The 14,207-nt window shown below is 34.7% G+C and carries 11 protein-coding genes; 5 read left to right on the forward strand and 6 right to left on the reverse strand.

The window, feature by feature from the left end; genetic code table 11:
• Window positions 1-12: 12 nt before the first annotated feature.
• From B5X55_RS03755 to B5X55_RS03775, 5 genes are all read left to right on the forward strand, one after another.
• Window positions 13-1,809, forward strand: a complete 1,797-nt coding sequence (locus tag B5X55_RS03755) for a M61 family metallopeptidase (RefSeq protein ID WP_079511271.1) — start codon at window positions 13-15, stop codon at window positions 1,807-1,809.
• Complete coding sequence (locus B5X55_RS03760; protein WP_079511272.1) at window positions 1,810-2,343, forward strand: GNAT family N-acetyltransferase; 534 nt, start codon at window positions 1,810-1,812, stop codon at window positions 2,341-2,343.
• A gap of 80 nt (window positions 2,344-2,423) precedes the next feature.
• A complete protein-coding gene (locus B5X55_RS03765; RefSeq protein WP_079511273.1) occupies window positions 2,424-2,960 on the forward strand; it encodes a DUF2975 domain-containing protein in 537 nt (178 codons plus the stop codon).
• A gap of 10 nt (window positions 2,961-2,970) precedes the next feature.
• Window positions 2,971-3,483 carry a DUF2975 domain-containing protein gene (locus B5X55_RS03770; RefSeq protein WP_079511274.1) on the forward strand — a complete coding sequence of 171 codons (513 nt, stop codon included), beginning with the start codon at window positions 2,971-2,973 and terminating at the stop codon, window positions 3,481-3,483.
• A gap of 10 nt (window positions 3,484-3,493) precedes the next feature.
• Entirely contained in the window at window positions 3,494-3,700 is a 207-nt protein-coding gene (locus B5X55_RS03775) for a helix-turn-helix domain-containing protein (protein WP_079511275.1), read from the forward strand.
• A gap of 54 nt (window positions 3,701-3,754) precedes the next feature.
• Here the strand turns inward: B5X55_RS03775 and B5X55_RS03780 are convergent, their stop codons facing one another.
• From B5X55_RS03780 to B5X55_RS03805, 6 genes are all read right to left on the reverse strand, one after another.
• The gene (locus B5X55_RS03780) at window positions 3,755-4,033 is read right to left on the reverse strand and encodes a F0F1 ATP synthase subunit delta/epsilon (RefSeq protein ID WP_079511276.1); all 279 of its coding nucleotides are present in this window, start codon (window positions 4,031-4,033) and stop codon (window positions 3,755-3,757) included.
• Window positions 4,034-4,105: 72 nt separating this feature from the next.
• Window positions 4,106-5,614: a F0F1 ATP synthase subunit beta gene (atpD, locus tag B5X55_RS03785; RefSeq protein ID WP_079511277.1), complete on the reverse strand. Its 1,509-nt coding sequence runs from the start codon at window positions 5,612-5,614 to the stop codon at window positions 4,106-4,108.
• Between the two features lie 167 nt (window positions 5,615-5,781).
• On the reverse strand, window positions 5,782-7,314 hold the full coding sequence (locus B5X55_RS03790) for a G-D-S-L family lipolytic protein (RefSeq protein ID WP_079511588.1): 1,533 nt from the start codon (window positions 7,312-7,314) through the stop codon (window positions 5,782-5,784).
• Between the two features lie 18 nt (window positions 7,315-7,332).
• Entirely contained in the window at window positions 7,333-10,116 is a 2,784-nt protein-coding gene (locus B5X55_RS03795; protein ID WP_079511278.1) for a TonB-dependent receptor, read from the reverse strand.
• Window positions 10,117-10,304: 188 nt separating this feature from the next.
• On the reverse strand, window positions 10,305-12,149 hold the full coding sequence (gene glmS / locus B5X55_RS03800) for a glutamine--fructose-6-phosphate transaminase (isomerizing) (RefSeq protein ID WP_079511279.1): 1,845 nt from the start codon (window positions 12,147-12,149) through the stop codon (window positions 10,305-10,307).
• Between the two features lie 153 nt (window positions 12,150-12,302).
• Window positions 12,303-14,207 (reverse strand): DUF4270 domain-containing protein, encoded by a 1,905-nt coding sequence (locus tag B5X55_RS03805; RefSeq protein WP_079511280.1) that lies wholly within the window; start codon window positions 14,205-14,207, stop codon window positions 12,303-12,305.

The raw sequence follows: 14,207 nt of genomic DNA on the forward strand, positions 1-14,207 counted from the left end.
TAAAATCATTGTATGCGATACTTACTCCTAATTTTTCTATCTGGTTTTCAGTCAATTCAACTATCTGCACAGATTAACAATTATTCTATTTCTTTTGAAAATGCTGTTCACCATGAGGCTACTATAGTCGCATCTTTCGAAGAAATTACTACAGACACTTTAGCGTTAAGAATGAGCAGAACCTCACCAGGGCGCTATGCATTGCATGAATTTGCCAAAAATGTATACAATTTTACTGCGAATGACGGTGAGGGTAATCCTTTGAAAATAACAAAAGAGAATCCGTATGAATGGAAGGTTTCAGGTCATGATGGTCAGGTAAATATAAAATACACCTTATTTGCAAATAGAGGTGATGGTACCTATTCTCAGATAGATGAGAGCCATGCTCATTTAAATATACCAGCAACCTTTATGTATGCTCCTTCCCTAGCAAAGCGTAAGATTTTGGTTGACTTTAACCTTAGAGAAGATTTAAATTGGAAAGTTGCCACCCAACTACCCCATTTAAAGGATAATAATTATAGCGCCCCAGACCTGTATTATTTTATGGATAGCCCTACAGAACTAAGTAATCATAAGGTTAGGGAATTCAATATTGACAATCAAACCGTAAAACTTGCTCTTCATGATCCAGGAACTGAGGAAGAAGCAGATGCATATTTTGAAAAGGTTAAAAAAGTAGTAATCACTGAAAAGGAAGTTTTTGGAGCACTACCCACTTTTGATTATGGCTCCTATACTTTTTTAGCTTGCTACACACCAAATGCCTCTGGTGATGGTATGGAGCATAGAAACTCTACCATATTAACTAGCACCAGAACTTTGGCAAACGGGGGTATGGAAGGAAATATAGGAACAGTCTCTCATGAATTTTTTCATAGTTGGAATGTTGAACGTATTCGACCAAAAACATTAGAGCCCTTTAATTTTGAAGAAGCCAATATGAGTGGAGAACTTTGGTTTGCAGAGGGCTTTACAAGTTACTACACCAACCTTATACTTTGTAGAGCACAGTTAATTTCACCAGAAAAATACGTAGAGGGATTAACAGGTACCTTTAATTATGTTTGGAATTCTCCAGCCAGACAGTTTTTCAATCCTATAGAAATGAGTTTTCAGGCACCATTTGTAGATGCATCTACTTCAGTTGACCCTGTAAACCGAGAGAATACATTTATTTCTTATTATTCTTATGGAAGCGTTCTTGGTCTAGCTTTAGATTTATCCTTAAGAGAGAAAGGCCTGAATTTAGATGATTTTATGAAGCAGGTTTGGGACACTTATGGAAAAACAGAGATACCATATTCTATAGAAAATTTAAACAAATCATTGAACTTATATGCAGGTGATGTATTTGGGAATAACTTCTTCAATAACTTCATCTACAAAAGCGATATGCCCAAGTATGCCGAACTTTTAAGCTCGGTTGGCGTAAATTACTCCCAAGAACCTAATGCCGCCTATTTTGGCGCCGCAGTATCTATAACAGACGATTTAAACGGTAAGATTCAAACCAATACAAAAATTGGTAGTCCGGCATATAAAGCAGCCCTAGATAAAGATGATATCATTACGTCAATTAATGGAAAACCATTTCCGAACGGAGTTCAATTTGATGTCTTCATTAAAGAGTTTAAACCGAATGACAAGCTTTCGGTTACATTTTTAAGAGACACTCAGGAAAGAAATACAGAAGTGATTCTTGAGTCAGACCCAAGCTATACCATTAGTTTACAAGAAAAAAATGGTGAGAAGCTTTCGAAAAAAGTTTTAAAGGCACGAAATAATTGGTTAAAAGTTGAATAAATGAATATAAGTTATACTACTGCAAGCACAAGCGAAGAATTATTACAAATTCTGTCATTGCAGCGAATGAATTTAAAATCAGCTATTTCTATCGAAGAAATGCAACACGAAGGATTTGTAACGGTTGAACATGATTTTGAACTATTAAAACGCATGAATGACTATTGTCCACATATTATAGCAAAGGATAATGAAATCGTTATTGCCTATGCACTTAGCATGACAGAAGATTTTAAAGATGAAATATCAGTTTTAAGGCCTATGTTCAATGAATTGGATGCCAACCATATTCAAAATTTTCTAACCATGGGTCAAATTTGCATTGCTAAAACTCACAGAAAGATGGGTGTTTTCAAAGGATTATATGGTGCAATGAAAAAATTCTCCTATCCCAAGTATGAATATATTATTACAGAAGTTGATGCAACAAATACACGTTCTTTAAACGCTCATTTGGCAGCAGGATTTGAAAAACTATGCACCTACCACAGCTTAGGGCAAGACTGGGAATTGATTTCCTTAAAAATTTCTTAATTAATTGATAATTTATTTTTTATTATTGTTTTTCGATAATTTTTATATATATGTTATCGTTAAACAATAATTATTAAATTATGAAAAGCAAATACTCATCATTTACCATTCTAGTTAATATTTTGCTTTTTACTATATTTCTATCTATTTTCAGTAACATTATTTCAATAATAGATAAGGTTTACTTCCTTTTTAAAAATATATCGACACAGTTAAATACAAATCAATCCTTTATAGAAATCCCGAGCTATAGCGTAATTCAATTATTCGCATTTATTGAAATTCTCTTTATGATTTATATGCTTTGGCTACTTTTTAAATTTAGTAAAATAACATTTGGCGATAACACAGATTTACTTTTCACTAAAAAAAATGGTAAAATTTTTGAAGCACTTGGAAATGGGTTCCTTGTCTACTCCATTGGAATTATTTCTATTATACTAATAAAAACTGGCTTAGAAAATGTTGCATTCTTCAGAGAATTGAAAGCCTACAATCTAAATATAACTTTTAGTGAAATATTTCCTTTAATTATTATAGCCATTTTCATCCGTATAATTTCACAATTAATTAAAGATGGTTATGAGTTAAGAAAAGAAAACGACTTAACCATATAAACTCAAATTCATGAAAATATTTGGCCCTAAGTCTCTCTCCGATCTATTTTATTATTTATTCAGAACCATTTCAATCTTACTGATTTTATTTCTAAGCTACATTTTCATTGCATTTACTACCAATAGATTTAGCACAAATAATGGTAGATTTGATATGGAGATACCCTTAACGGGAACTTCTATAAAAGGTGAATATCAATTTAGTGACATTCTTACCATACATTTAGTCCTATTTTTTGGAGTTCTCTTTTTTTATATAATTTCTAATATTTTTAAAGCATTAAAAGAATCAATCATTTTCAATAAAAAGATTATCCAAAACCTAACGCTCTTTACCATTCTAAACTTAATTATTGGACCTGTATTATACTTTGTTATTCATTACCCAATAATGAAAAAAGCAGATTTTGGAGATGTTCATAATTTGATATTACTTTTGATATTTGGAGTGATCTCTTTATTTCTGACCAACATTTTTAAAAAAGGATATACTGTGCAATCTGAAAACGACCTAACTATATAACTATATAACTATGAGTATAGTCGTAAATCTCAATAACGTATTATCAGAACGGAATTTAAAAAGTAAGGAGCTTGCTGAAATGATAGGTATTACTGAAGCCAACCTTTCTATACTTAAATCAGGAAAAGCTAAGGCTATTCGTTTTTCTACACTAGAAGCAATTTGTAAAGCTTTAGATTGTCAGCCAGCTGATATTTTAGCTTATAAAAAGGAATAAAAAAAGGCTACACTTTTCAGTGTAGCCTTTTTAATTTATTAAGTTATGTAATCACTAATCTGCTAGTACAATAACTTTATTGTTCTTCAACTCAATAGTACCACTAGAAATTGGTAATACCGTATTTCCATCAGCATCTTTACTGAACTTTGAGGCATAGTCCTTATCCAAATTAACATTCCCTTCAAACTTTACCTTACCTTCTTGTAATAAGGAAACAATAGGTGCGTGATCTTTCAACATTTGAAACTCTCCATTAATACCTGGTACGGTTACTGAAGTAACTTCCCCAGCAAATAATGTAGCTTCTGGTGATACAATTTCTAAATACATAATTTTTCAGTATTCAGTATTCAGTATTCAGTACTCAGTAGTAAAACTAGCACCGCAAACCGTTTACTAGTTTTAAGCTTCAGACAACATTTTTTCACCTGCTTCAATAGCCTCTTCAATTGTACCTTTAAGGTTAAAAGCAGATTCTGGTAAGTGATCTAATTCACCATCCATAATCATATTAAAGCCTTTAATTGTTTCTTTAATGTCTACTAAAACTCCTTTAAGACCTGTAAACTGTTCTGCTACGTGGAAAGGTTGAGATAAGAAACGTTGTACACGTCTTGCTCTACCTACAGCTGATTTATCTTCTTCAGATAATTCTTCCATACCTAAGATGGCAATAATATCTTGAAGCTCTTTATATCGTTGTAAAAGTTCTTTTACTCTTTGCGCACATGCATAATGGTCTTTTCCTAAAATTTCAGCAGTCAAAATTCTTGAAGTAGAATCCAATGGATCTACCGCAGGGTAAATACCAAGCTCAGCAATTTTACGAGACAATACCGTTGTTGCATCTAAGTGAGCAAAAGTTGTCGCTGGTGCTGGATCCGTTAAATCATCTGCAGGAACATAAACCGCCTGCACAGAAGTAATAGAACCTCTCTTTGTTGAAGTAATACGTTCTTGCATGGCTCCCATCTCTGTTGCCAAAGTCGGTTGATAACCTACTGCAGAAGGCATACGACCTAATAACGCCGAAACCTCAGAACCTGCTTGTGTAAAACGGAAAATATTATCTACGAAGAAAAGTACATCTTTTCCTTGACCTTCACCTGCACCATCACGGAAGTATTCGGCTATTGTTAAACCTGAAAGAGCAACTCTTGCACGTGCTCCCGGTGGTTCGTTCATTTGTCCAAAAACGAAAGTCGCTTTTGAATCCTTCATTACTTTTTTATCTACTTTGGATAAATCCCAACCGCCTTCTTCCATAGAATGCATGAAATCATCACCATACTTTATAATACCCGATTCTAACATCTCACGAAGTAAATCATTTCCTTCACGAGTTCTTTCACCTACTCCTGCAAAAACAGAAAGACCACCATGCCCTTTGGCAATATTGTTAATCAATTCCTGAATTAATACAGTTTTACCTACACCAGCACCACCAAACAAACCAATTTTACCACCTTTTGCATAAGGTTCAATTAAATCGATAACTTTAATACCTGTGAATAATACCTCTGTAGCAGTTGTAAGATCTTCAAATTTTGGAGCTTCTCTGTGAATAGGAAGACCATTTTTACCTGATTTAGGTAAGTTTCCTAAACCATCGATAGCATCACCGATTACATTGAACAAACGACCATATACATCATCGCCAACAGGCATTTGAATAGCGCTTCCTGTAGCAACTACATCAACACCTCTACTTAGACCATCAGTAGAATCCATAGAGATAGTTCTAACCGTATTTTCGCCAACATGAGATTGAACTTCCAATACCAAAATAGACTTATCCTTCTTTATTATCTCCAAGGAATCATATATTCTAGGCAGGACATCACCTGATTGAAATTCTACATCAACCACGGGTCCAATGATTTGCGAAACTTTACCTGTAACTTTTGACATTACTTTTATGTTTATGTATTACGTTTAATATAACCTTAAAAATGCTCTCATTTTCAGGCTGCAAAGATATAGTATTCAGATTTAAACAAAAACTGTTTTTTACCTTTTTTACAAAAGTAAAAAGGTGCCTATTCGGCACCTTTTATATATTACTATTCTATATGTTTCTATTGAAGTATAGGAGAGAAGTTAGTTGGATAATCACCAACGTTCAATAAATTACCTGAAGCTTCAAAATTTGAACCATATGTTACATCTATGGCTTTCATAAATTCATTAGCCAATAATGCATATCCCCTAGCAGTAGGGTGAATACCATCTAATGAAAAAGCACTACCCGTTACTAAACTAGATGTCAATGTGAAATCTCCACTTGTTATTCCGCCATTAGCCAATTGATTCAGTAATGAATTTGCATCTACTAATGCCAAGCCAGCTTGACTTGCTGCGGCAGCTATTATTTGATTGAATGCTTCAGTCGCAATAGCAATTTCAGCTTGCTCGCTAGGTATAAGTACCCATTTATCAGCAAGAGGAATTGCAACACCATTTACTGTTAAAGGATTACCCGGAACAGCAAGAGTACCTATAAAACTGGCCGCTGGCAAAACTATTAAATCAGCCTCAGTAGCTTGTCTTATTTTAGGCAATGCTGCAAAAGCAGGATTAATCGCACCTAAATCTGTCAAAGTTTCATCTTCTATAACTACTGCATTATTTGTTCCAGCAGCAAAACTAATGGTTCTTGCATCTAACTCTTCTTGAGTAAATAGCCCTGTTCCTGTCAAAGCACCAAATGCCGCTTGTAATCCCCCATTATAAGGAGCATACGCACCATTTACAGCAGCAGCTGTTGCAGCGTCTAAAGGCACAGGATTATGAGGTACCGTTGTAAAATGTGGAACATCGGTCACATTAGGTATGTTAGCCACAACCCCTTGTGCTCCTCCAGCAGTTAGCGTAGCAATTAAAGCTCCATAACTACCATCAAAACCAACACCAGGTGCTCCCGAAACGGGAGTAATAGGATTAGTCCCGTCACCACCAGTAGTTGCATAACCTAAAACATCATTATTACCTATCCAAAGAGTGAAAAAACTAGGTGCTTGTGCTACCGCCAACTCTAAAACACTTGCATTTGGTGTTGAACCTGTCATTCTTACAAAATACGGATTTGCAAGTCCTAAAGATACGTTTGCCAAATTACCGTAACCAGGGGCTAAAAGATGAAAACTTTTTGCACCAGGTACACCCAAATTATTGAAAGGACCCGTAGGATTGTTTAATGCAATATCTGTTGTTACAGTTACGGGACCAATTAAGGTTTCTAACCCTACTGGGCCAGCACCCCCAAAAACTAATCTTGGACCCTGTATTCTAGCACCCCCAGCGGCAAGTCCACCAATGTTATCATTAGTTAATGGCTGAGTAAAGCTACCACCACCTACTAAACTAAATTTTTGTGATAACAAATTAGGCAAAGACAAAGTCTGACTTGCTTGAAATAAGGCACCATCAGTGAAACCAGCGGTTAAAGAATTTCCTAAAGAAACATAGTTAGAAAAATCTGCAGACCCCGCTGTTAATGCAACCGACTCTTCAACTAACACTTCTGGAGCAATGTCCACGTCTTCTGGGTCATTACAAGCCGTAAAAGCTAAAACCCCAAGTGATATATATATAAATTTTATTTTTTTCATTTCAACTCTCATTTAAAATTAGTTGTTTATTGTCCAAGATAAGTAGTACATAGACCCAATGAATCCGGTACCGAATGCCGTATAGTATTCCTTATTAGTCAAATTGGTACCTCCCAATTTGAATGAAGACTTAATACTAGGAACATCATAGTTAATCTGCGCATCCACAACATGAAATTCTGGAATAACACCGTTTCCAAATGTAGCCTCCCAGAAATAGTCATCACTGAACCTATAAGAAACATTGAAACCAAAATTGTCGAACAATTGTCTATTCCCAAAAGAAGCTTTGAACTTATGCTCAGGTGTGTTAAAATTTAACATCACATCTGGATTTGCTTCACGATCAAAATCAAGTTTCGTGTAGGTATAGCTACCTTCTAGGTCGAAATTACCAAGAACTTTCATGCTTAATCCTAAAGATGCGCCATATGAATTTACGTCTGCATCTGTATTTGTATATGCACTATACGCTTGATAATCACCATTAGCAATTGCCGCAACAGATAATGCCCCATCACCAACAGTACCATAATAAGGAGCAATAACGACTTCTTGTGAAATAAAGTCCTTATAACTGTTATAATAGGTGCTAAAATCAATTACTAATTTTTCAACTTTACCTCTATACCCAATTTCGAAAGAAGTTACTTTTTCAGGATTAATAATGTCTGGATTTGCAATCTCCAATACTGCCGGATTTCCTGTTGCTCCCAATTCAGTAACCGAGGCCAACGAATATGAATTATTATATGCTGCAGCACCTGTTTGGGTAATTGTTGCTGGTTGGCCTAATAATTGGCCGCCACCGCTTACAGCGAAAGGTGTAGAATATCGATCTAGATTACTCGCCGCTGAACCAACTAAAATTGCTCTTCCCGCATCTAATCCTATGAATAAATCTTGAGTTGTTGGGTTTCTAAACCCTGTTTGAGCCGAAGCTCTTATATTATGATTTCTATTTATAGTAAACCCTGCGGATAATCTTGGGGAATAAAATCCGTCAAACAATTCAGACTTGTCATAACGAATAGAACCTGTCAACTTTAAACTTTTTTCACCTTCCAAAGGAAGACTTTTTTGAATTTGCGAATAAATTCCAAATTCAGAATAATTAATTGGTCCGTCAGCATCTGTATAAATAGTTCCTGAAGAATTTAAACTGTATTCCCTAAAGGAACCTCCAACTTGAATATCCGCAAAATCAATCAGGTGACTAAAATTATAATTAGCATCTGCATGATAATACTTTGAAGCATCTTGAAACTTAGATCCTGTAGTTAAATCAGGGTCATTGACACTTCTATTGAATGCCGCTTGAAATTCGGGGGATCCGGGTAAGTATCTTCCTGACTCTGCTTGTGCTCTTGCAGCAGCATGTGCTTGTACATCTGTAGCACCCCCCAGAGTAGCTAGTACATAAGTACCTGTATATTCTCCGAACCAAGTATTATCATCTTTCCAAGCTCTATTGATATTAATACCGGTAAAAACCATATCGTAGGAATCACCCGATTTATCGCCTACCAAATACCCTCTTATAAAAAAGTTGTCATTCTTAATTTCCAACTTATGCTGTTCTTGAAAGAAACCTTTAATATTATATCTATTTGTTCCTTGATAAATGGTATTACCAGTACCTACTTTGCCTACATACGAAAGCTCTAAACTATTATCCTCTATTGGTCTATAATATAAACCCCAATCAGCTTTAATGCTTTCTGCATTATAATTAGTAAGATCGCTTTCATTATAACCGGTTCTACTTACAACCTGAGAAGGCACTAGGGCATTAGCTCCAGCAGGTAAAATACCCAGACCTTCAAGAGTAAGCGCTACACCTTTAATATCTGTTGATACTTCATCACCATACACATTTATACCATCATAGTTTAAATCGGCTCTTGTTCCACCAGGAGTTGTTTTATCAACTTCACTTGTTGCAGCCCAATCAGTACCCTTTAGGTAACCGAAATTTACTTTCGCCGCAAACTTATCACTGAATTTGTGTGCAGCCCTAATACCTAAATCTGTATAAGCATTATCACCTGCAGCTTTTTGCGAAGTGATGCCTCGTTTTATTGATACGCTAATACCTTCATAATCAAATGGACTTTTGCTTCGCATGAATAAAATTCCATTGAATGCGTTTGCTCCGTAAAGAGCTGAAGATGCTCCTGGTAACAGTTCAACACTTAAAACATCTGTTTCTACCATACCTACCAAGTTACCGATAGGGAAGTTTAAGGCTGGTGTAGAATTATCCATACCATCCACCAATTGCATAAATCGTGTATTCGCAAATGATGCAAAACCCCTTGTATTTACAGATTTAAATGTTAGGCTGTTTGTATTGACATCTACACCCTTTAAATTTTCGAGTCCGCCATAGAAATCTGCAGCAGTAGTACTCTTGATAGTCTCTAGTCCCATACGTTCTACGGTAACGGGTGATTCAAAAATACGTTCAGGTGTTCTAGATGCTGATATTACAACTTCATCTAGAAAAGTTTGTGACTCATTTAAAGAAATAGTCAATGTTTGATTATTACCAGTAATAGCCTCAGTAGCACTAGAGTAACCAATACTGGAAATTTCTATTTTAAATGGCGGAACTTCAGAAGTAGCCAAATTAAAATTACCATCAAAATCAGTTACTGTTCCAATGGTCGTGCCAACAATTACAATATTGGCCCCGGGGATAGGCTCGTTGTTTTGATCAACAACATTACCATTGATATTGGTCTGGGAAAACCCAAATGTACCAATAGCCATCAATGCTATAAATAGTATTGCTCTCATTCTTAATTAAAGTTTAAAATTAGTTGGGGCTCAAGATACAGATTATTTTATGCGAATAATAGTAATTTGAAAAAAATTATGCATGCATAGTATTATTATGATAATCATATACCGGTTTAATTCACATATATGCAATAAAAAAGGGGCATGAAATATTTCATGCCCCTTTAAATATAATTAGTTAAAGTTTATTCTACCGTTACCGATTTTGCAAGGTTTCTAGGTTGGTCTACATTACAACCCCTCATTACCGCAATATGGTAAGAAAGTAATTGTAATGGTATAGTAGTCAACAATGGGGTTAAACTTTCTAAAGTTTCTGGCACCTCAATTACATGATCTGCCAAATCTCTTACCTGTTCATCACCTTCAGTAACAATAGCTATAATTTTACCTTTTCTTGATTTGATTTCCTGTATGTTACTTACTACCTTTTCATAATGACCTTTTTTGGTCGCTATTACGAAAACCGGCATATGCTCATCAATCAATGCTATTGGACCATGCTTCATTTCTGCAGCTGGATAACCTTCTGCATGAATGTAACTTATCTCTTTTAATTTAAGGGCACCTTCTAAGGCAACCGGAAAATTATAACCTCTTCCTAAATAAAGACAATTTGTCGAATCCTTATATACATCGGCAATAATTTCAATCAATGTATTTGACTGCAATGCCTTTTCTACTTTACTAGGTATAGTCTCTAATTCAGTTAAATACTCATGATATCTAGATTCTGAAAAAACACCTTTTGCTTTTGCCAATTTTAAGGCAATTAGGGTAAGTACAGTTATTTGCGTCGTAAAAGCTTTTGTAGAAGCAACACCTATCTCTGGTCCAGCATGAGTATAAGCTCCTGCGTCAGTTTCCCTTGCAATTGACGAACCAACCACGTTACAAACTCCGAAAACAAAAGCACCCTTTTCCTTAGCCAGTTTAATTGCCGCTAAAGTATCCGCTGTTTCACCTGATTGTGAAATAGCTATTAAGATATCCTTATCAGTAATCACAGGATTTCTATATCTAAATTCTGAAGCGTATTCAACTTCTACAGGAATTCTCGCTAAATCTTCAAATATATATTCTGCAACTAAACCTGCATGCCATGAAGTACCACAAGCAACAATAATAATTCTATTGGCATTAAGGAATTTTTCCATATTCTGGTCAATTCCCGCCATTCTAATCAACCCTTGATCAGCTAATAAACGTCCTCTATAGGTATCTTTAATAGCCCTTGGTTGTTCATAAATCTCTTTCAGCATAAAGTGGTCATAACCACCTTTTTCAATTTCTTCTAAGTTCATTTGCAATTCTAAAATTCTAGGATATGCAACTGAATCATCTTTAATCTTTCTAAGCTTTATTTCTTTACCTAGCCTAATAATAGCCATTTCCTCATCTTCAAGATAAACAGCATTATTTGTAAACTCTATAAAAGGAGAAGCATCTGACGCAATGAAAAATTCTTTTTCACCAATACCAATTGCTAAAGGACTACCTAACTTAGCTACCACGATTTCATCTGGTTTCTTAATATCAAAGACTGCAATAGCATAAGCCCCAACAACTTGATTTAATGCAATTTGCACAGCTTTACCTAGTTTTACGCCTTCTGTTTTCTTAACCTCTTCAATAAGATTTATCAATACCTCCGTATCAGTATCGGACTGAAATTTATACCCTCTTTTAGTCAATTCTTGCTTAATAGCCTCATAGTTCTCTATGATTCCGTTATGGATAATTACTAATTCTCCAGAATTCGAATAATGTGGGTGAGAATTCACATCATTTGGAACACCATGTGTAGCCCAACGTGTATGACCAATACCTATACTTCCTTTTTGAGAAATACCCTCAGCCTTCTTCTTTAAATCTTCTACTTTACCCTTAGTTTTAGCGAGGTTAATCTGACTACCATCAAACAAAGCAATCCCCGCACTATCGTATCCACGATATTCTAAACGCTGAAGACCTTTTATTATAATAGGAAAAGCATCCCTATAACCTATATAACCTACAATTCCACACATAATACTATAGTTTGATGATTTTAAGCAAAATTAATCTTCACGAAATTATGTTAACGTGATTAAAAATTAACCTATTTAAGATGTATAACGTGAATATTCTTTAAAATGGTATGTATAGCTAAACAAATACCAAAATCCATGATTATACCTTATTTACTTAGCTTTTGTATAAAATATTTCAAGCTTTAATCGCTTATCATAATTTGGGTCAGTAACTTGAAGATTGCTACCGTATAAAACAGTGCCCAAAGGAGTTAAATTAGACGTTGTCGCAATTCTTTTTTCAACGCCACCAACTTTTGCCTCATTAACATTCCAATTTTGAATATTAGTTGACAATGTTAAAGCTAACGTTGCATTTGCAGAATCTCGAACTACCAGGTTATTGATGTGGTCAGTTATTTTCACTGAATACTTAACACCTTTTCCATTCGATTTTTCTACAATACCGTCATAATTTAAATAGGTACCAAACAACTCGTTTACAGTAGCATCTGTTTGCTCTGTATTACGGTTAATTAAAGGGAAATTATTTTCCGCATTATATAAATATAGCCTTGGAGGATCTAACTCACTAGCAACTAATTGCTCTCTGTCGACATAAAAAACGAGATTAGCTTCATTAATCACCCAATTCTCACTTCGTATTTGTTCAACAATATTCTCGCTTCCATTTTCTTCAAACAAATTTATTTCAGCATAAGTACCTGGCCCACCTTTTAAATAAATTCTTGAAGCGTTTTCTGTGTTGTCTAAGGCTTGTATTATCTGAGGTCCATAATTTTCTGTGATAATGGTATTTACCGCATTACCAGATACAGGACCGTTCTGAACCTGTGATAAAAATGAAAAAACAAAATCATTTTCCTTTATAACATTGGGCTTGTCATCACTTGTATCGGCTAAGGTACCATTAGTATCATAACTCGTATAGCTATAAGTCATAGTAACATTCGAATCTTTTAAATCGAAAAGAAACATAACATCATCACCCATTTCATCCGAAATAGAAAAATGCATACCTCTTATGAATTCAGTAAAGTTAGATTGGCTCAACAACTCTGAACTTCCTTCTTTATCCAAAATATTCACTTGAAAAAATTCATTATTTAAAGGAATTCGAATACCTGGACCAAGCTTTCTAAAAGTTAATGATTCATCTACATCTTCAGTAGTTAAATCATCGTCATTGGCGATTAATATTTCTTCATCATTGATTTCAACAACACCTTCAAATAACAAGTCTGAAACGAATTCAGGAGAAAATTCTTGATTGGAAAAATACTCTTGTGATTCTTGAAAATTGGCATTTGGATCTAAATCACGAAGAAAAAAGGTTGACCTCTCTACTTTCAAGTCGAATTTAGGCAATGCCGACCCTTCTAATTCATCATAATTTTGACCTTTGATGTAAATGCTGTCTAATTCTATTTTCTTGGCGAAATTATTTACAAAAATTGCTGTACCATCTTTATCATTTATACCATCGCGATCTTCATCTACACTAGCATCGTTTAAAGGATCTGTATTAGACGCTATTTCAACCGAATTCAGAACTCCATCTCCATCATTATCATTATCCTCACTCGGCACTTTATCAAATTCGTCAACCACACCATCGTTATCACTATCTGTGGCTATACTTTTTGTTAAAAATGGAATATAAAGATATACTTCTTTTACTGTTTCATTTTCCTCAATGGTGGTTATTAACTCATTAGAGTTGCCTGCCTTATCTTCTTTATTTTGAGAAAGGCTTCCAAATGAAGGATTAGCTACACTAAGAAACATTTGAGATGTTACAGACGCTTGAGTTTTACCATAAACTGGATCATTAAAAACACCTAATTGATAAATTGGCAACTTATTAGTTTGAACCGCTTCAATATTCTTATTGTACACAAAAACATCATACGTTTCTTGACCCGTAGTAAATGGCTCATTACCTACAACACCAGCACCAACAGTGGTTAAATCTTGTTCACATGATATCAAAAAACCAAATATCAATATCAATCCCAATAATTTGGGAGTAGTGGAATTATCAAAAAAATTCAT

Origin of the sequence: Maribacter arcticus, assembly GCF_900167935.1 — a bacterium.
In the GTDB taxonomy this organism is placed as follows: domain Bacteria; phylum Bacteroidota; class Bacteroidia; order Flavobacteriales; family Flavobacteriaceae; genus Maribacter; species Maribacter arcticus.